This is a genomic window from Mammaliicoccus sp. FSL K6-3158 (assembly GCF_038005105.1).
Classification (GTDB): domain Bacteria; phylum Bacillota; class Bacilli; order Staphylococcales; family Staphylococcaceae; genus Mammaliicoccus; species Mammaliicoccus sciuri.
The window spans coordinates 686,159-705,647 of the sequence record NZ_JBBOSL010000001.1 but is presented as its reverse complement, the minus strand read 5'-3'; the positions used below and the strand labels follow the sequence as shown (position 1 = coordinate 705,647).

Below are 19,489 nucleotides of genomic sequence, written 5' to 3'. Positions count from 1 at the left end.
CAGCCTTCTTAATTTTTAAAGACAAACAACTATAGATACTTTCTTTCTATTTTAGTCATATGCATCATTGTGATAAGTGCAATCACACCAAATATAGCAAGCATAAAGAATGCTAAATGATTTGAACCAGTCAAACTCGTTACTAACGTTATAATTAATGGTGGGAAAAAGCCTCCGAGTCCACCCATCATAGATACAATTCCGTTTACAACACCCGCTTCTTTTGTGAAGTATGTTGGTACAAGTTTAAATACAAGTCCATTACCAATACCTGCACAAACACTTACCGTCAAACATCCAATTGTAAACAAGATGAGATGATGTGATATTGAAAGTACGATTGCACCTGCTATTAAACCGATAAAGAATACTTTCAATACGTTTAAAGCATTAAATTTATCTCCTAACATACCACCTATTGGTCTAAGTAATGTTGCGATTGCAATAAAGATACCTGTTCTAATACCAGCATCTACTTTATCAATTTCAAAATGACTCACTAAAAAGTTTGGCAAGAACAAACCAAATGCAACAAATGCACCAAACGTAATAAAATACCAGAAACTAAAATAGTAAAGTTTATAGTTATTGATAACTTGTTTCGTTTGTGAAATCATTGGAATTTTGACTTTATGTTCTTCCTTATCTCCAAAGATAAACATTAATACTGCGAAGATAAGTAATACGATTAAATAAAGTTGAACAGTATGTTGCCATCCGATAATGCCTGCTATTGGAGGCGCTAAAAATGATGATACGGCTGTCCCTAAATTACCCATTCCATAAATACCATTCGCAAAACCATGTTTTTCTTTTGGAAAATATTTAGGAATAGATGTAACACCTACTGAAAAGATTGCACCACCAAGACCAATAAAGAATCCTGCAACCATCAATCCTGTAGTTGAATGTGCTTGACTTAAATAAAATACTGGAAACAATAAAATAATAAAACTCACTAAAAATACCAATCTAGAACCTAACAAGTTCGTATAATAGCCAATCGGTATTCTTAATATTGATCCTAAAATAACGGGGATTGCTAAAATAATAGCTTTCTGACCTTCTTCAACACTTATATCTTGTGTAATATAAGGCATTAAAGGTGCGAGTATACTCCAAACCATAAATCCTGCCATTAAACTAAAGGTTTGGAGTGGTAGTTGAACTTTTCCTAAGTTATTTCTCATGTTTTTCACCCTTCGAAATTAATCTTTATGTATAATCTTTCCAATATTATTGTAGGTCATTTGTGAAAAAGTGCACATAAGGATATCCCCTTATTGAAACATGGAAAATCCCTATATTCATTTATAAATTCAATACACTAAAAAACATAAAAAGACCTGATAAATTGAGGCTTTTGAGCCAAAAATTTATCAGGTCAATTTCATTTTAGAAGTCCAATAATTTTTTCTTCATAGCATATTCAACTAATTCTGGGCGCGATTTTAAACCAAGTTTATCCATAATTCTCGCTTTATGTGCTTCAATCGTTTTGACAGAAACAAATAATTTCTCCGCGATTTCTTTATTACCATAGCCCTTTGCAATTAAAGGTAAAATTTCTAGTTCTCTTTGAGATAATATTTTAAATGGATCAGAAGTACTTTGATCACTGTTATCTTGATGATTAAAAAGTTCATTCACAAGTGAACTTGTGACTTTAGAATCAATATACATATCGCCTCTATATATTGTTCTTACAGCATGTATTAATTCTTCATCTGGTGCATTTTTCAAGATATATCCTTTTGCACCACTTCTTAATACATGAAATAAATATTCTTCATCATCATACATTGTTAATATTAATATTTTAGTTTGCTTAAAGTCATCTGATATTTTACCAGTTGCGATTAATCCCGATTCACCAGGTGGCATACTTAAATCCATGATCAATACATCTGGTGAATGTTTTGCAACCATTTGATATGCTTCTATACCATCTGCAGCTGTCGCAACAACTTCCATGTCTTCTTGATAATTTAAAATCATTGAAAAGCCTGTTCTCACCACTGCATGATCATCTGCTATTACGATGTTCATATATACCACCCCCACCATTTATGCTATTGGTACATTCAATTTAATATTTGTACCTTTTTTAAGTTTACTTTCGATATTGATTTTACCGCCAACGATTTCAGCTCGTTCTTTCATACCATATATACCTAGTCCTGAACCTTTTGGCTGACTACCTAATACAAATCCATTCCCTTGGTCAGCAATTTCAACTTCTATTTCATTTCCATCACAAGACATATGTACATCAACACTATCCACATTAGCATACTTTAATGCATTAAACACTGCTTCTTGTACAATTCTATATACGACCGTTTCTATTTCCGTATTAAAACGTTTAATAGACGAATCATAATGATAGTGAACATGGAAACCGAAATTTTTCTCAAGCTGTTTAAAATATGACTTGAATGCTGCGTCTAATCCAAGATCATCTAATGATGAAGGCCTTAGTTCTAAAGATAAGTTTCTAATATCATCGATTAATCGAGACATTAATGTTTCAATATGTTGAGATTGTTGCTTCAATTCGTCAATATCATTCTGATATTTCAATAATCTAAGTTCAACACTGACATTAAGCAATTCTTGAACAACACCATCGTGTAATTCTCTAGAAATTCTTTTACGCTCGTTTTCTTGTGCGGATATTGTTTTTTGGATCATCGTTTGCTGATGTAATTTCTGTTGTCTTTCAATTTGTGGTGATACATTTTGTAATGTATACACTTTAACATCGTCTTCTTCGCTAATCGTTTGATAAGTCGCTGTAAAAGGTTCAACAGTCCCGCTATTCGTCTGCATAAACACTTGAAAGCTTGTGTTGCCAATCTTTGAAGACTCTAAAAAGCAGTCTCTACATGATTGTAAGGCATATTCATTTGAATAACCTTCACACCTACTACAAATGGCATGTGTCAATGATGATTGATTGTCTTCAGAGATTACTTTTCGGGCAGCTTCATTCATATTAATAACCTGTCCTTTACTATTTAAAAACACAATCATTTCGCTCGTTTTTTCATAGTATTGTTTTAATATATCCATTAATATTGAAGCATCTTCTGAACTCATACATTCATCATGTCCTTTCCATAAAATGGTCCAAAGCGATTAAAATCATTCATATCTATTTCAGGAAATCGTTTTTCATCACGTTGTCCGAGCAAGAGTACACCACAAACTCGGTATTTTTTCCATAATGGAATCGCAAGCAATGATGTTAATTGTTCACTTTGAACAATCGGATAGTTAAAGGGGTGATCATGATAGGTACTTTCTTTCAAATCATGAATTTCAACAGGTTTCCCACTTTTGATAACAATCCCTGCTATTCCTCTTCCGCTTCTTAATACGATGTTTTGATATCTATGATTTAAATTTCCAGATACATACTGCCATTTTATATGAAAGTGAGCAGAGTTTTCAGAAGTCATTGCTAATCCAACAAAATCAACACCATAAGTACTACGAATAAGATCCAACTGTTCCTGAAAATCAAAATCATTAGACATTTTAAACACCTCGCTTTTACTTATAGTTTAATTCGTTTTATGTTTTCTGTAAATAATGTAACTTCTACTAAAGTAATTAAGTGGAACACTCCAAACATGTACCAATCTCGTAAATGGCCATAAACTTGTGATTAAAAATCCTAAAATAATATGTACCTTAAATGTTAAAGGGACGTCATTCATTAAAGCAACATCCGGTTTAAAGATTAACAAGCCTCTAAACCAAACAGAAATTGTTTGTCTATAATCAAAGTCTGGTGTTGTCGCGTTCGTCCATAACGTCGAGATACAACCCATCAACACGATAACTAACAATAATATATTTACAATAATATCCGATGCTGAACTTAACCTTCTTACATTTTGTTTCGTGATTCTTCTAGCTGTTAAGAGGACCATACCGATTAATGTCACAATACCGAAAATACTCCCAATATAAACTGCGCCGATATGATATAAATGATCATTAACGCCGACACTACTTAGCCATTCTGCAGGTATACCTAAACCAACTACATGTCCGAATATAACTGGAATAATACCTAAGTGAAATAAAATACTTCCCCACATCAATTGTTTCTTCTCAATAAACTCACTAGACTTTGCTGTCCATGAAAATTGATCATATTTAAATCTAAATAAATGACCAATAATAAAAGTAGCGATACATAAATAAGGATAGATAACCCATATAAATTGATTAATCACCGTTGATCACCTTCTCTTGCTCTATTACACATGATTTTAACGTTTCTCTAATTGCTTTAATCAAATGAAAGTAAGGACTGTTTTGTTTACCTAATGCTTGAAGCAATTCATATGTTCCATCTTCAATGACCATCACAACAAGCGTTAAACTTTCTTGTGCACGACTGTCGCCTCTCCACTCTGCAGCATATAAGAATTCAAGCATAAGTGGTAAAAAATCTGATAGTTCATTTTGAGGCATTTCTAGCCCGAACATTTCATAAAGTACTTTTAATCTTGCAAGCATTTGACCTCGTTCTTTTTGTTCTGTTAGTTTATTATACGTCATATATAACGTCGTCTTTTTTTCAAAATCAAATGTTCTTGTATATACTTCTTGAATATCATCTAAAGAAATATCATGCATATTTTCCCAGTATTGTTTAATTTCGTGATAGGCAGGATGATTGGAATCGAAAGCTTTATCAAATGCTTTAGGATGAAAGTCTAGCTTTTCTGGATAAGTTAACTGGTTACTAAAGAAACCAAAGCTTTCTTTAAGTTGATATAATGCATCTAAATTAATCACGGAAAATCCCTCCATAGAAGTTCTCATTGTATATTTCTTGTCCGGATTTTTGTTCTGATAATCCTTGAACACCACAACCATCACAATTTGAGCCAAACATTTCGCCACCATAACCTTGGCTACCTTGTGCTCTATAAGTATCCATATAACCTTCTTTATGTGATGTCGGTACAACAAAACGATCTTCATGTTTAGCAATCGCGAGTAATCTATACATCGATTTCGTTTGTCTTTCAGTGAGTCCTACACGTTCAAGTCTTGAAATATCAAAATCTTTACCACTGGATTTAGCTCTCATATAACTACGCATCATGGCCATTTTTTGCAATGCTTCTTTAACCGTCTTCGTATCACCTGCTGTTAACATATTCGCTAAATATTGAACGGGTAATCTCATTTCTTCGATAGCTGGGAAAATCATATCTGGATTTCTAATAGAATCTTTACCTTCAAAGTAATTCATAATCGGACTTAATGGTGGGCAATACCATACCATTGGCAATGTTCGATATTCAGGGTGTAAAGGAAATGCTAATTTATATTCTATTGCCAGTTTATATACTGGTGAATTTTGTGCAGCTTCAATCCAATCTTGTGAAATACCATCTTTTTCAGCTTGTTGAATAATATCTTCATCAAATGGATCTAAAAATAGATCAAGTTGCTTTTGATATAAGTCTTTTTCGTTTTCTGCAGAAGCTGCTTCTTGAACTTTGTCAGCATCATAGAGTAATACACCTAAATATCTCATACGACCTGTACAAGTCTCAGAACATACTGTTGGTAACCCAGCTTCAACTCGAGGGAAACAGAATGTACATTTTTCTGCTTTGTTCGTTTTCCAGTTGAAATACACTTTCTTATACGGGCAACCTGTCATACAATATCTCCAACCACGACATGCATCTTGGTCGACAAGTACAATACCATCTTCATCTCTTTTATACATTGCACCAGATGGACATGATGCAACACAACTTGGGTTTAAGCAATGTTCACACAGTCTTGGTAAATACATCATAAATGTTTGGTCGAAGTTAAATTTAATTTCTTCTTCGATTTTTTGAATGTTAGGATCAGTAGGTCCTGTAACATGAGCACCAGCTAAATCATCTTCCCAGTTTGGTCCCCATTTAATATCTAATTTTCTACCTGAAATAACAGATTCTGCTTTTGCTACTGGAGAATGGTTTCCTTCTTTAGCTGTTGTTAAATGTTTATAATTATATGTCCACGGTTCATAATAATCTTTCATTTCTGGCATATCAGGATTATAGAAAATTTTACCCAATGCAATTTTAGATAGTTTACTACCTGACTTTAATTCTAATTTTCCTTTTTTGTTGAGTACCCAACCACCTTTATAAGTTTCTTGGTCTTCCCAACGTTTCGGATAACCGATACCCGGTTTCGTTTCAACATTATTAAACCATATATACTCAGCGCCTGATCTATTTGTCCATGTACTTTTACATGTGACGCTACATGTATGGCATCCTATACATTTATCTAAATTCATAACCATAGCTACTTGCGCTTTAATCTTCAAGCCAATCTACCTCCTTCATTTTTCTTATCGCAACATATACATCTCTTTGGTTTCCAATTGGCCCATAGTAATTAAAGCCATAACTAATTTGTGCATAACCGCCTACTAATTGCGTAGGTTTCAAGTGAATACGTGTAGGTGCATTATGTGAGCCACCACGTGTATCTGTAATTTCTGATCCAGGTGTCTCAATATGTTTATCTTGTGCATGATACATAAACATCGTACCTCTTGGCATTCTATGCGATACAACTGCTCTAGCTGTAACAACACCATTTCTGTTATATACTTCTAACCAATCATTATCTTGAATGTCGTTCGCCATTGCATCTTCTTTCGCAATCCAAACAGTTGGACCACCTCTAAATAACGTCAACATATGCAAATTATCTTGGTAAGTTGAGTGAATATTCCACTTACCATGAGGCGTTAAATATCGTAATACTAATGTATCTACGCCACCTTTTATGTTTTTATCTTTCGTACCGAATACCATTGGCGGTAATGTTGGTTTATAGATTGGTAAGTTCTCGCCAAACTGTAAGAATACTTCATGATCAATATAATAACTTTGTCTACCTGTTAACGTTCTAAAAGGTACAAGACGTTCGATATTTGTCGTAAATGGCGAATATCTTCTGCCTAATTTATTTGAACCAGGGAATACTGCTGTCGGTATAACTTCTCTCGGTTGTGCTGTTATATTTTGGAACGTTATTTTTTCTGATGCACGTTCACTAGAAATATCTTTCAATGTCATCCCCGTTTGTTCTTCTAAGTCATCGTAAGATTTTTGTGATACTTTACCATTTGAAGCTGATGAAACATTCAATATAACATCTGCTACTTTTCGTGCTGTATCCATTCTAGGAAGGCCATTTTTAACAGTGTCATCTTCCCACGTATCTAACATAATCTTTAATTCATCGTATTGCTCTTTAACTGAGAAACTTACACCATGAGCACCGACTTTACCTTTTTCTAACAACGGTCCAACTGATATATATTTATCGTATATAGCTGTATAATCTCTTTCTACAACTGCGAAACCAGGCATCGTTTTACCAGGTATTGCTTCAATTTCACCTTTAGACCAATCTTTAACAATTCCGTAAGGTGTTGAAATTTCTTGTTTAGAATCATGTGCTAAAGGTGTTGTCACAACATCTTTAAATGTGCCTTTCATATGTGTCTTCGCTAAATCAGAAACAGATTTTGCTAACGTTTTATAAATATCCCAGTCTGATTTTGATTCCCATAATGGGTCAACTGCAGGGTTAAACGGATGTATGAATGGATGCATATCAGTAGAAGATATATCATGTTTTTCATACCATGTTGCTGCCGGTAATACGACATCTGCATACAACGGTGTTGCTGTCATTCTAAAATCTAGCGCAACTAATAAATCTAATTTGCCGGTTGTTTCTTCTCGCCAAACAATCTCTTCTGGTTTATCTGTTTCATTAGGATTTGCTAACAGACCTGATTTAGTACCTAATAAATGTTTCATAAAGTACTCTTGTCCTTTTGCTGAACTAGAGATTAAATTTGAACGCCATACAAACAATGTTTTTGGATGATTTTTCTTTGCATCTGGGTCTTCTATAGCAAATTTAGTCTTTTTAGATTTTACTGATTCAATTGCCCTTTGAAGAATCGCTTCATTTGAGTCATCCCCTGCATCTTTCGCTTCTTCTCCAAACAATAAGCTATTACAATCAAATTGAGGATATGATGGTAGCCATCCTAATCGTGCAGCTAATACGTTATAATCAGCTGGATGTTGATGTTTCAATTCATTTGATAACGGTGACTGTAATTTATCAACACCAGACTCTTCATATTTCCACTGATCCGTTGCAAAGTAGAACCAACTTGTTGCATTTTGAAGTCTAGGTGGTCCTTGCCAATCCTTCGCAAAAGCAATCGTTGACCAACCTTCTATCGGACGACATTTTTCTTGACCAACGTAATGCGCCCATCCGCCACCATTTACACCTTGGCATCCGCATAATATAACAAGGTTTAATATAGAGCGATAAATTGTATCAGAGTTAAACCAGTGATTGATACCTGCCCCCATAATAATCATTGAGCGACCATTTGTATCAACTGCATTTTGCGCAAATTCTCTTGCCACTTGCGTCACTATTGAAGATTTAACACCTGTTACTTTTTCTTGCCATTTAGGTGAATACATAGAATTTTCATCTTCATAACTTGATGCTTCAAGTGGATGATTTAATCTTCTTACGCCATATTGACTTGTCATTAAGTCGTATATTGTCGCGATATAAATTGTTTCTCCGTCCTTATTTTCGATTTCTTTAACGATAATAGGTCTTTCGAAAATACCATTTCCATCATTATCAAAATACGGAAATTGAATTGTGATCACTTTAGAATCATGGTCTTTAAAAGATAGAGCTGGATCTATTTCTTTTCCATCTTCACCTACTAAATTTAAGTTCCATTTAACGCCTTCTTCATATCTTTGTCCCATCGTTCCATTAGGTATGACAAGTTGTTCACTATTTTGGTCGTAAACTACTGGTTTCCATTCTGCATGTTCTGTTTCCATACCTAAATCACTTGATCTTAAGAAACGACCTGCTTTATAACCTTCTCCATGTTTATCAAGTTGTATGATAAAAGGCATATCAGTGTATTGTTTTGCATAGTTGATAAACATTTCTTCTTGTTTATCTTCATAATATTCTTGAAGAATGACATGTGTCATAGCTTGCGCTAATGCTGCATCTGTACCAGGATTTGGTGCTAACCAGTTATCAGCAAATTTTACATTTTCAGCATAGTCTGGTGCGACAGACACAACTTTAGTACCTTTATATCTTACTTCAGTCATAAAATGCGCATCTGGTGTACGCGTTAATGGTACATTCGATCCCCACATAATAATATAACCGGCGTTATACCAATCACTTGATTCAGGTACATCCGTTTGTTCACCCCATATTTGTGGTGAAGCAGGTGGTAAGTCAGCATACCAATCATAAAAACTAAGCATTTCCCCACCTAATAACGATATAAAACGCGCACCTGAAGCATAGCTAATCATGGACATAGCCGGTATAGGTGTAAATCCAGCAATTCTGTCTGGACCATATTTTTTCACAGTATATATAATTTGTGCTGCGATGAGTTGTGTAACATCTCTCCAATTTACGCGAACATGTCCACCTTTACCGCGTGCACTTTTATAAATTTCAGCTTTCTGTTCATCTTCAACAATGGATGCCCAAGCGACAACAGGATCTCCGTATTCACTTAAAGCAGCTTTCCAAAGTTTCCACAACTTACCTCTAACGTAAGGGAATTTCACACGTAATGGACTATATTCATACCATGAAAAAGAAGCACCACGCGGACATCCTCTAGGTTCAAATTCAGGCATATCAGGTCCACAAGAAGGATAATCAATTTGTTGATTTTCCCATGTAATCACACCATTTTTCACGAACACTTTCCATGAACAAGAGCCTGTACAGTTTACACCATGAGTCGTTCTGACAACTTTATCGTGACTCCATCTTTCTCTGTACATTTTCTCCCATTCTCTACTTTTTTCTTCTAAGATAGACCAATTTCCATTAAATTTTTCGGTTGGCTTAAAGAATTTCAAACCTAACTTAGACATAGTTAGAACCTCCTATTATTTGCCCTTAATTATCTATATCAATTGTAATTTTTTTCACAATGTTTATGTATTAGGGGATTACCTATACAACATGACGAATTCCCTACATTCCTTTATTTGCGCAAAAAAGCCTCAAACAAAGTGTTGATCTTTGTTTGAGGCTTCGGACATATTATTTATTTTCACCTTACAATTAACTGTTAATTAATTTCGATAACTTCATCTGCTAAAATTTGAACTTCTTTTTTAGAATGGGACACAAGTATGATCGGTATTTGCCAAGTCTTGAAAATGGACTTTACTAATGCCATACCTTCGTCTTTTGTTTCATCATCTAAACTTGAAAATGGTTCATCTAATAGTAATAAGTTAGGTTTGACACTTAATACTCTACATAATGCAACTCTTTGTGACTCTCCACCAGATAAAGTAGATGGATATTGATTTAAACAATTTTCTATACGTAAATGTTTAATCAATTGCTCTGTCTCTTTATTAGGCTCAATCATATAATGAATATTTTCATGAACTATCTTATGTGGAAAAAGTTGATAATCTTGAAACAGATAGCCAATATTTCTATCTTGCACTTTAATCACATGCTTTTGATCACTGAGCACTTTTTGATTAATTTCTATTCTGCAAGTTTCCGCTTCTGTAAGTCCTGCAATAATGTTCAATAATGTAGATTTACCTATACCTGATCGTCCAACTATCGCATAAATTTTCGGAGTATCAGATTGGATATTTAATGATATCGTCCTGTCTTTGATTAACTTTTTAATTGATATATCAATCATCCATATCTACTCCCATTTATGATTCTTTTTATTTAATATATTAAGTGAGCTAATCACACAAACTGCAAATGCAATAAGTACAATAACCCATAACCATGCTTTATGTTCCTCACCAGCTTGCACTAAGAAATAAATTTCTAATGGCAATGTATTCGTTAAACCAGGGATATAGCCAGCAATCATGAGCGTTGCACCAAATTCTCCTAACCCTCTAGCAAAACTCATCACTACACCAGAGAAAATGGATTGTTTTGATAACGGTAAAATAATCGTTCTAAAAATTTTCCCTTCACTAGCGCCCATCGTTCTTGCTGAGTTTAGCATCTTTGGATTAATAGATTGAAATCCATTCATTACATGTTGGTACATAAGCGGTAAACTTACAATAACCGCTGCAATCACCGCACCTACCCACGTAAAAATCACATTGATATGCAATACATCAGATAAAAATTGTCCAAAAAATTTATTTTTACCAAAGACAATAAGGAGTATAAAACCCATAACTGTCGGTGGTAATACAATTGGAAGCATAATGATGCTTTCGACTACAGGCTTTAATTTCCCTTTATAACTGAGCATCAGCTTTGCCAGAATAATACCTAGGATACAAACAATGATTGTACTGATAATTGTTACTTTAATTGATATCCATAGTGGTGTTAAGTCTGGCATAGCGTTATCTCCTATCCTTCAAAGTGATATTCTTTAAGAATTTCTTTAGCTTCTTTTGATTTTAAGAATTCAAACCATTCTTTAGCTTCTTTCTTGTCAGTAACAAGACCAGCTCTATAAGTAATTGGATGATCTAAAGGTGCATCTGCTAATTTAACGACGTTATCTACTTTTTTATCTTTACCTTTATACATATCTGTTGCGTATACAAATCCTGCTTCTGCATTTTCTTTTTGAACATAGTTTAATACTTGTTTAACATCTTTTGCGAAAACAAATGTACTTGTCATGCCGTTATATAAATCTTCTTTTTTCAAATACTCTACAGCGTATCGACCTGCTGGTACACTTTTTTCTTCACCAATTGCGACTTTGTTAGGCGCACTAACATCTTTAATATTTTTGATGCTAGAGTTTTCGTATTTAATGATAATTAATTTATTTTTAGCGTAATCATAAACTTTTTTAACTTTTTTACTATCTTGTAATTTATCAACATCAGAAGTGTTTGCAGACATTAATACGTCTACATCTGCACCAGCTTCTACTTGTTTACGTAAACTACCTGAACCACCATAATTGAATTTAATATTGGTATTCGGATGCTTCTTATTAAATTCTTTTTCTAGAGCTTTAGAAACATCTGTCAAACTTGCTGCTGCTGATACTGTTAACGTCTTGCTCTCAGTTTCTTTTTTAGCTTTATCTTGGTTAGATTCTGTGCTACAACCAGCTAATACAAGTAACAAAGCAAAGACTAATGTTAAAAATCTTTTCATGACTTCTTTCCTTCCTTTTTAGATATGTACAAACTTAATTTACACCTTTATCTATACTATTGTAAGACTCTTATACATTTTTTCACAAATTATTCTTAAAGTATAGTGAAATATGTAATGATAGGGAATATCCTTACTTATTTGAGGATACTCCCTATCTATTATTGCATCGGTATTTCTTCTAAATCTTTAATCGGTTTTTCATAATAGTCTCTATCTTTTTTGGCGTTAAATCTGTCCGCTTTTTCTACTTTGACTGTAATGTTATAATCTGGAATCTTAGCGTATTTCTCGTATCTACCTCTAGGTAATAAATAGTTGCCTTCAGGGAAGTAGACTTCAATGTTTCCTTTTAAGATATCTACATATTTTGCGACACCTTGAAATACGCCGAAACCATTATGCAATACAACACCTTCACCTTCAGCGATGCTTAATCTATCAGCATCTTCTTTATTCATTAATACATCATATCTTCCACCATGGTTAAAGGATTCATAATCACCATATACCATTGAGTTAAATTGTTTACCTCTTCTAGTCGTTAACATGAAATCATCAGGTTGTCTGTTTAAGTCTGGAATATCTACGCTAATTAAATGACCTTTACCATCTTCAGTTGGACAAATCCCATCTTCACATAACCAAGCGCCCCCCCACTGGAAGACGTCTCCTTGATTTTTTAAATGTTGGATACCATCATAATCTGGATTTGCTTTTGCAATCTCTTCTCTAATAGCTTGACCATCTTTAAAATCAATTAAATGTGCTTGTTCAGGTTTAACACGTTTAGCTAAATCAATATATATTTGCCATTCTGATCTTGCTTCTTTTATTCTATTTTGATTCCCTTCAATTACTGGTGAGTAGTAAACCATGCGTTCTGTTGAAGTAGACGTACCGCCACCATCTTGCTCATAACGTGTCTTCGAAGGTAATACAATAACGGTTTCTTTCGCATCAACTAAAGTAGATGTATTTAATATAATATCTTGATGTACTCTAAGTTCTAAGTTTTCTAAAGCTTTTTGTATAAATGTTGGGTCAGGCATTGTTTCTAAGAAATTCCCACCGGACATGTAATAACATTTAATTTTACGCTCATGATCATCTGGTAACATAATATTTTCCAACGTTACACCGACAGTATCACCTTGCCAATCCGCAATATCAAATCCCCATAACTTCTCAATACGCTTTTTATTTTCTCCATCAAATGCACCTCCTGGCAATACAAATGGATCACAGCCCATTTCTCCAGTACCTTGCACACTAGAATGTCCCCTGAACGGCATTAGACCACTATGCTTTCTACCTAAGAAACCTCTTAATAAAGCTAAATTACATACTTGAGATATATTATCCGTCGCAAACTCATGCATCGTTAATCCTAGTGCCCAGGCAAATACAGCATTTTGGGAATTGGCAAGTTCAAGCGCTAATTTATAAATTTGATCTTTAGAAATACCACTTGATTGTTCAATGTCTTCCCACGACTGCTTCTCGACTGTTTCTTTAAGTTCTTCATAGTTCGTAACATGTTCCTCAACAAACTTATGGTTAATTGCAGAACCGTATGCCTGTTCTTCCATTTCAAACCAGTGTTTCATAATGCCGTGCATAAATGCAATGTCACCACCAATATTGACTTGATAGAATTCGTCTGCGACATTTGTACCAAATAATGCTGATTCTGCCACAGATGGAATCCAATATTTATCCATTGCTGGTTCTTTATATGGATTGATAACGATGATTTTTGTTCCTTTTTTCTTTGCTTCAAGCATATATTTAGTTGAAACAGGTGAAGCATTAGATGCTACACTTCCCCAAAAAAGCAACACGTCTGTACCTATCCAGTCTTGATAATTCGCTGTTGAAGCTCCAACGCCTACTGAACGTTTCATCGCTGTTTTACTAGGTGAATGACATATTCTAGAAGCATTATCGATATTGTTAGCACCTAAATATCTCGCGACCTTACCTGCAACATAATATGATTCATTCGTAATCCCTCTTGAAGTTAAATAAAATGCATAATTTCTTGGATTCAATGATTTCATTTTTTCAGCTATTGTTTGCATCGCTTCTTCCCAAGAAATACGGATAAACTTACGATCCCCTTTTCGTCTCATCATTGGATAAGGAATACGACCTAATTGCCTTAATTCTGTGCTATTATATTTTCTCAATTCATCTATATCTTGATGTAAAATTTCTGGTTTAATTTCTGGCATTGTATTCAATCTTAAAACATTAAATCGTGTTGTACACACGTGAGGACCGGTTAAAGTTTGATCACTTAATCCAGATACACCTAATGCACATCCATCACAAACACCTTTAGTGATAATATTTTTAGCGTAATTTAAATTATCTTTATTATCCCAAACAATTTTCATTGTATCTCTTATATGTTTAGGCTTTACTTTACCTAGTCCAAAAGGTATTGGACTCACCCAAAATTCTGGTGCTAGCTTTAAATCTTTCTTCATAGGACCTTGATGTTTAGTCTTACCCATATTTACCCCTCCATGATTTCACTTACATTTATTATATGAAATCACAATATATTTTGAAAGTGCTTTCACTTTATTATTCATAGGTTACAAAGTAAAATAAACCTATTAAACAATTATTTAAATGGGGAATCATTATGAAGCAAAATATGACTTACAATCTTCCAATATTAAAATACCAAAATGATCAATTTATAGAGACAACGGATAACTACGCAACAGAATTTCCTATTACGATTATTATAAATGGAGAAGAATTTGCAACAATCGTTTGTTCACCTAAACATTTAGAAGAACTCGTGCTCGGCTTTATTGCATCTGAAGGGGTTATTAAGAAGAAATCTGAAATTAAATCTATTTCAATAGATGATTCTAAAGGTTTTGCTCATGTAGAGCTCACAAAAGAAATTGATATCAATTTCAAAAAAAATACACAACGCATGATTTCGTCGTGTTGTGGTAAAAGTAGAGCTTTCTATTTTAATAACGATGCCGTAACAGCTAAAGTGTCACAATCTAAAATAAACATTACACCTCAACAAATTATAACTATGATGGATAAACTACATGAAGAAAGTAAGATTTTCAAAGAAACAGGTGGTTTGCATAATGCTGCAATATGTGATGGAGATGACTTTTATTTGCATCGATCTGATATTGGTAGACATAACGCATTAGATAAATTATATGGTTATTGTATAGAACATGACATTCCAATCAGAAATAAAGTACTCATTTTTAGTGGAAGAATTTCCTCGGAAATATTAATCAAAGCATCTAAAATTGGTGTCGGCATCATCTTGTCTAAATCAGCACCAACTAACTTAGCAATTGGATTAGCACATGATTTAAATATAACGGCAGTTGGATTTATAAGAGATGGCAGCTTTAATATATATAGCCACACTTATAGAATACAAAATAAATCCTAACAATAAATAAACAGGTTGAGACATCATTTGCTGTCTCACCTGTTTTTATTTGTATTCTTTTAACGTTTCAAATTGAAATCCACTATAAATATAACCTTGTCTTTTATACATATCTTTAGCTGTATCTTCACCATCTGCTACTAGAATAATCGGTTTATCTTTAGCGATTTCTGCTACGAAGGCTTGCATTTTCGTTCCTATACCTAACCTTCTATATATTTCTCGAACACCAAAGCTATCTAATTCTACATATTTCTCATTCATCCATATAAGCAACATACCTACAGGCTTACCTTTATAATAAGATAATACTTGAATCGGATTATCACTATGTAATTGTTCTTTATTTAATTCAACTTTAAGATCTGCATAGTCTTTGCCATATGCTTCATCTTGTTCATATGATACGTTCAAGAAATCAACAATGTTATCCTCATTCGTTAGAACAACTTCAACCTCTTGATTGTCATCACTTTCAAAGTTCTTCTCAGAATTGATATATAATTCTAACCAACCTGTTTCATAACCTTGTAATTTCAAATATTCTCTTAATTCAATATCGATTGTTTCATTTTCAGGAAAGACAAATTTAAGAAAAGGCTGATTATTTTTTTGATGGATTTCTTTCAACATTGCTTCATCTGCTTTAAACGTATCTAAGTCTGGCATTTCTTTATATACAATTTTGTTAGAATCATACTGAATACGTTTATCCAATGTTTGATAATGTATATATCTATTTGTTTCAGTCAAAACCTTTCCATCTGTTTCTATATCTTTAAATGAAACCATCGTTATTCACCTCATTAAGTATTTCTTAATCGTTTTATTTCGGGTACATTCTTCAAGCTAAATAATAACATAGTTGCTAATATTGCTTTAACAATATCACCTGGTAAAAACGTTGCTGCTAATATGTATCTTTTAGCGATTGAAATATTCATAAACTCACCCATCACAAATCCGCCAATTAAATTGAGTAATAGAACTCCAATCACAATATTAATTGTTAACGCATATGTAAACGAGATCTCTTTCCACTTTCTATCTATAAAGAATCCAATTAGAAATGCAACAACTGGGTAGCCAAATAAATAACCAGCAGATGGTCCAAAGAATACACCTAGTCCGCCTCTACCACCTGATAATAATGGCAGTCCTGTTGCAACAAGTAATAAGAATATGATAACACTTAATGTACCTCTTTTATATCCTAATAAACATCCCGCTAATATAATACCTATATTTTGTAGAACGATTGGTACCGGCATAAATGGTAATGGAATTGGTGGTATAAATGCTAATACTGAAATAAAAGCAGTAAACATTGCTATAATAACGATATCTTTAGTTTTCAAATTTTTCACTCCTAATATAAGATAACGATATTATACCACATTGTTAACCAATGTAAATTACAAGTTAACAATTATTTTATAAACTAGAAATCGCACCATATAAAGCTGAATCATTTCCCTTTGAAGTGACTTCAATTTTGGCATGACCATAATCAGTTGGTAAATAATCATCGATAAATGGTTCTATCAATGATAATAGTCTTACTTCTTGTTGAGAAATTCCTCCTCCAATAAGTATAATTTCTGGATCAAACATGATTTGTACTTGCGCTATACCTTCTGCTACATGCTTAGCCCATTGATTAAGGATGTCTTGAGCTTTTTCATCATTTTGATACGCTAAATCAAACAACTTCTCGACTTGCACATCTTCTTTATAATTGGCACTGATTAATCTTTTTAAAGCGGTTGTTGAACCCCTATCCTCATATGTTGTATTCGTTTCTTTGTCATATAATAAATAGCCTATTTCGCATGCTCTATACTTTTCACCTTCTAATAATTGATTTTCATAATATGCGCCACCAATACCCGTACCAATCGTCATTAAAAATATCGATTTAACTTCTCTATCAAATGTTAACAATTCACCAAGTAACGCGCATGATACATCGTTATTAACTGCTACATTACTAGCTATATCTGCTAATGATTGTTTAAAATTTGTACCATTATAATATGGTATCGTCGGACCAGCATATGTAATTTCACCTTTACGTGAATCAACGACACCTGCAGTAGAAATACCAACTTCAGGTTTATTTAAGTTAAATTCTTTTGTATATGATTCAACGATCTCTTTAACCGCTTCAACTATACCCCCATCTTTATTATGTGGTGTTTCAATTTTTTGATAACTATGTATTGTGTGCTGGTCATCAATTGCACCAGCTTTAATAAATGTGCCACCTATATCAATTGCAATTTTCATAATATCCTCCTAAATAGACAAATGTGTCGTCATAAGTTCTTTAGCTAATTGAACATCTTTATTGGCAATTGCTTCGATAATTTTCTTATGCATTTCATTCGTTTGAATATAATTAATTTCTTTCCCCTCTTCTTCAATATGATAAAAGTATGACTGAATAACAGAGCTTAATTGTTCGAATAATACATTTCCTGTAGCACTTAATAAAGTTTGATGAAATGCCTTATCATTCTCATAATGATTGATAACATCTTCATTTACAATTGCTTTTAATTCAGTGATATCCTTATCTAATTTAACGATTTCTTCAATAGCTGCACATTCAAAAATAATTCTCAATGACAGTAAATCATTTTTCGAACCATTTGCGACTTGGAAACTAAATAGAAATCCTTCAACTAAACTAGAGATATCCGGTGCTTTGATAACCGTTCCTCTTCCTTGAACTGTCTCGATCACACCTGTATGTTCCAGATAACTCAAAGCTTCTCTTACAACTGAACGACTCACGCCATACATTTCAGTAAAAGCACGCTCTGTCGGTAAGCGATCCCCTTCTGTCATGCCTTTATCCAAAATATATTGTTTAATTTCTTGTAATACTTGCGACTTCAAACTTTGGACTTCAATCTTATCTAATTTACCCATCATTTTTGCTCCAATTCTTCTATCCACTCAACGACTCTAGACAGATGTTTATTAATAATGTCATGTGCTAAAGTTAAATTTTGTTTCTCAATTGCTTCTATTAAATCAGCATGTTCTTTGTAAGATTTTTCTATGTCTTCTTTATCAACGATTTGATTAAACTGGTTCTTATCGAAATACTCTTTAATAACTTTACTCATCGTGATTAATGTTTGATTTTCAGTAAAGATAATAATCGTTTCATGAAAAGCTGAATCATAATGTGCAAATTTTTGAGATTTGTTAAAAGACTCATAATAAATATCATTCAAATCTCTTAGTTTATTCGCATCGATCACGATTTTATTTTCTATTAAAAGACGTATCGCACCGAGTTCTAATATTTTACGCACTTCAAGTAATTCTTTAATTTTAAAACCATGTACTTTCATATGCGACTCAAAAAGCATTGATAAATGTTTATTCTTCTCTGTTATAAACATGCCACTTCCTGATTTAACTTGAATGAGACCACTTTGTTGTAAACGACTAATCGCTTCTCTCACAACTGTGCGACTCACCCCTAATTGTTCGACAAGCATTTTCTCTGAAGGTAGTTTATCTCCATTATCAAATTGATGTTCTGCTATATATTCTTTTAATTTTTCAACAGCTACATCAACGAGTGATGTTCGTTTCATCATTTTACCTACCTCCTCTTAATTATTTATTTTATCATAAGTGATGTATCAAATAATAAAACGATTGACAGAAGAATATGTATTCGCTTACAATATGATTATAAATTGGTCTGACAATATTATCAATTAATTAATATAA

Annotated in this window: 18 protein-coding genes; 1 reads left to right on the top strand and 17 read right to left on the bottom strand. The window is 33.3% G+C overall.

Annotated features, from left to right (window positions below; all coding sequences use genetic code 11):
• Positions 1 to 29: 29 nt before the first annotated feature.
• The 12 genes from MHH94_RS03290 to MHH94_RS03235 form a co-directional block, all read right to left on the bottom strand.
• Positions 30 to 1,190, bottom strand: a complete 1,161-nt coding sequence (locus MHH94_RS03290) for a nitrate/nitrite transporter (RefSeq protein ID WP_058591163.1) — start codon at positions 1,188 to 1,190, stop codon at positions 30 to 32.
• Between the two features lie 205 nt (positions 1,191 to 1,395).
• The gene (nreC, locus tag MHH94_RS03285; RefSeq protein WP_048541110.1) at positions 1,396 to 2,049 is read right to left on the bottom strand and encodes a nitrate respiration regulation response regulator NreC; all 654 of its coding nucleotides are present in this window, start codon (positions 2,047 to 2,049) and stop codon (positions 1,396 to 1,398) included.
• An 18-nt stretch (positions 2,050 to 2,067) separates the two neighbouring features.
• Positions 2,068 to 3,102, bottom strand: a complete 1,035-nt coding sequence (locus MHH94_RS03280; protein WP_058591164.1) for a sensor histidine kinase — start codon at positions 3,100 to 3,102, stop codon at positions 2,068 to 2,070.
• Positions 3,099 to 3,542, bottom strand: coding sequence for a nitrate respiration regulation accessory nitrate sensor NreA (gene nreA / locus MHH94_RS03275; RefSeq protein ID WP_058591165.1), 444 nt, complete (start codon positions 3,540 to 3,542; stop codon positions 3,099 to 3,101). Before nreA ends, MHH94_RS03280 begins: the two co-directional genes overlap by 4 nt.
• A gap of 27 nt (positions 3,543 to 3,569) precedes the next feature.
• The gene (gene narI / locus MHH94_RS03270) at positions 3,570 to 4,250 is read right to left on the bottom strand and encodes a respiratory nitrate reductase subunit gamma (protein WP_078354945.1); all 681 of its coding nucleotides are present in this window, start codon (positions 4,248 to 4,250) and stop codon (positions 3,570 to 3,572) included.
• Positions 4,243 to 4,818 carry a nitrate reductase molybdenum cofactor assembly chaperone gene (narJ, locus tag MHH94_RS03265; protein ID WP_078354946.1) on the bottom strand — a complete coding sequence of 192 codons (576 nt, stop codon included), beginning with the start codon at positions 4,816 to 4,818 and terminating at the stop codon, positions 4,243 to 4,245. The genes narI and narJ overlap by 8 nt, the downstream gene beginning before the upstream one ends.
• Positions 4,811 to 6,367, bottom strand: a complete 1,557-nt coding sequence (gene narH, locus MHH94_RS03260) for a nitrate reductase subunit beta (protein WP_058591168.1) — start codon at positions 6,365 to 6,367, stop codon at positions 4,811 to 4,813. Before narH ends, narJ begins: the two co-directional genes overlap by 8 nt.
• Complete coding sequence (locus tag MHH94_RS03255) at positions 6,357 to 10,028, bottom strand: nitrate reductase subunit alpha (RefSeq protein ID WP_075578153.1); 3,672 nt, start codon at positions 10,026 to 10,028, stop codon at positions 6,357 to 6,359. The genes narH and MHH94_RS03255 overlap by 11 nt, the downstream gene beginning before the upstream one ends.
• Positions 10,029 to 10,228: 200 nt before the next feature.
• Positions 10,229 to 10,828: an ATP-binding cassette domain-containing protein gene (locus MHH94_RS03250; RefSeq protein WP_048541123.1), complete on the bottom strand. Its 600-nt coding sequence runs from the start codon at positions 10,826 to 10,828 to the stop codon at positions 10,229 to 10,231.
• Positions 10,829 to 10,834: 6 nt separating this feature from the next.
• Positions 10,835 to 11,503 carry a molybdate ABC transporter permease subunit gene (gene modB, locus MHH94_RS03245; protein WP_058591170.1) on the bottom strand — a complete coding sequence of 223 codons (669 nt, stop codon included), beginning with the start codon at positions 11,501 to 11,503 and terminating at the stop codon, positions 10,835 to 10,837.
• Positions 11,504 to 11,514: 11 nt separating this feature from the next.
• The gene (gene modA, locus MHH94_RS03240) at positions 11,515 to 12,282 is read right to left on the bottom strand and encodes a molybdate ABC transporter substrate-binding protein (protein ID WP_340839662.1); all 768 of its coding nucleotides are present in this window, start codon (positions 12,280 to 12,282) and stop codon (positions 11,515 to 11,517) included.
• A gap of 161 nt (positions 12,283 to 12,443) precedes the next feature.
• Positions 12,444 to 14,804: an FdhF/YdeP family oxidoreductase gene (locus MHH94_RS03235; RefSeq protein WP_078354949.1), complete on the bottom strand. Its 2,361-nt coding sequence runs from the start codon at positions 14,802 to 14,804 to the stop codon at positions 12,444 to 12,446.
• A 134-nt stretch (positions 14,805 to 14,938) separates the two neighbouring features.
• On the opposite strand from MHH94_RS03235, the gene fdhD reads away from it, so the two are divergent.
• A complete protein-coding gene (gene fdhD, locus MHH94_RS03230) occupies positions 14,939 to 15,733 on the top strand; it encodes a formate dehydrogenase accessory sulfurtransferase FdhD (RefSeq protein WP_078354950.1) in 795 nt (264 codons plus the stop codon).
• Between the two features lie 45 nt (positions 15,734 to 15,778).
• Here fdhD and MHH94_RS03225 read toward each other — a convergent pair whose 3' ends face one another.
• The 5 genes from MHH94_RS03225 to MHH94_RS03205 all read right to left on the bottom strand — a co-directional run bounded on the left by MHH94_RS03225 (position 15,779) and on the right by MHH94_RS03205 (position 19,353).
• Complete coding sequence (locus MHH94_RS03225; RefSeq protein WP_078354951.1) at positions 15,779 to 16,525, bottom strand: GNAT family N-acetyltransferase; 747 nt, start codon at positions 16,523 to 16,525, stop codon at positions 15,779 to 15,781.
• 14 nt (positions 16,526 to 16,539) lie between these two features.
• The gene (locus MHH94_RS03220) at positions 16,540 to 17,091 is read right to left on the bottom strand and encodes a biotin transporter BioY (RefSeq protein ID WP_048541132.1); all 552 of its coding nucleotides are present in this window, start codon (positions 17,089 to 17,091) and stop codon (positions 16,540 to 16,542) included.
• 76 nt (positions 17,092 to 17,167) lie between these two features.
• Positions 17,168 to 18,025: an ROK family protein gene (locus tag MHH94_RS03215; RefSeq protein WP_232157288.1), complete on the bottom strand. Its 858-nt coding sequence runs from the start codon at positions 18,023 to 18,025 to the stop codon at positions 17,168 to 17,170.
• Positions 18,026 to 18,031: 6 nt separating this feature from the next.
• The gene (locus MHH94_RS03210) at positions 18,032 to 18,670 is read right to left on the bottom strand and encodes a FadR/GntR family transcriptional regulator (RefSeq protein ID WP_078354953.1); all 639 of its coding nucleotides are present in this window, start codon (positions 18,668 to 18,670) and stop codon (positions 18,032 to 18,034) included.
• Positions 18,670 to 19,353 (bottom strand): FadR/GntR family transcriptional regulator, encoded by a 684-nt coding sequence (locus tag MHH94_RS03205; RefSeq protein WP_048541137.1) that lies wholly within the window; start codon positions 19,351 to 19,353, stop codon positions 18,670 to 18,672. Before MHH94_RS03205 ends, MHH94_RS03210 begins: the two co-directional genes overlap by 1 nt.
• Between the last annotated feature and the right edge of the window lie 136 nt (positions 19,354 to 19,489).

Coding starts and splice junctions, on each gene's coding strand:
- MHH94_RS03255 (WP_075578153.1), bottom strand. CDS start 10,028: ATGTCTAAGTTAGGTTTGAAATTCTTTAAGCCAACCGAAAAATTTAAT.
- MHH94_RS03225 (WP_078354951.1), bottom strand. CDS start 16,525: ATGGTTTCATTTAAAGATATAGAAACAGATGGAAAGGTTTTGACTGAA.
- fdhD (WP_078354950.1), top strand. CDS start 14,939: ATGAAGCAAAATATGACTTACAATCTTCCAATATTAAAATACCAAAAT.
- MHH94_RS03235 (WP_078354949.1), bottom strand. CDS start 14,804: ATGGGTAAGACTAAACATCAAGGTCCTATGAAGAAAGATTTAAAGCTA.
- MHH94_RS03280 (WP_058591164.1), bottom strand. CDS start 3,102: ATGAGTTCAGAAGATGCTTCAATATTAATGGATATATTAAAACAATAC.
- nreA (WP_058591165.1), bottom strand. CDS start 3,542: ATGTCTAATGATTTTGATTTTCAGGAACAGTTGGATCTTATTCGTAGT.
- modA (WP_340839662.1), bottom strand. CDS start 12,282: ATGAAAAGATTTTTAACATTAGTCTTTGCTTTGTTACTTGTATTAGCT.
- nreC (WP_048541110.1), bottom strand. CDS start 2,049: ATGAACATCGTAATAGCAGATGATCATGCAGTGGTGAGAACAGGCTTT.
- modB (WP_058591170.1), bottom strand. CDS start 11,503: ATGCCAGACTTAACACCACTATGGATATCAATTAAAGTAACAATTATC.
- MHH94_RS03250 (WP_048541123.1), bottom strand. CDS start 10,828: ATGATTGATATATCAATTAAAAAGTTAATCAAAGACAGGACGATATCA.
- MHH94_RS03210 (WP_078354953.1), bottom strand. CDS start 18,670: ATGGGTAAATTAGATAAGATTGAAGTCCAAAGTTTGAAGTCGCAAGTA.
- MHH94_RS03205 (WP_048541137.1), bottom strand. CDS start 19,353: ATGATGAAACGAACATCACTCGTTGATGTAGCTGTTGAAAAATTAAAA.
- MHH94_RS03290 (WP_058591163.1), bottom strand. CDS start 1,190: ATGAGAAATAACTTAGGAAAAGTTCAACTACCACTCCAAACCTTTAGT.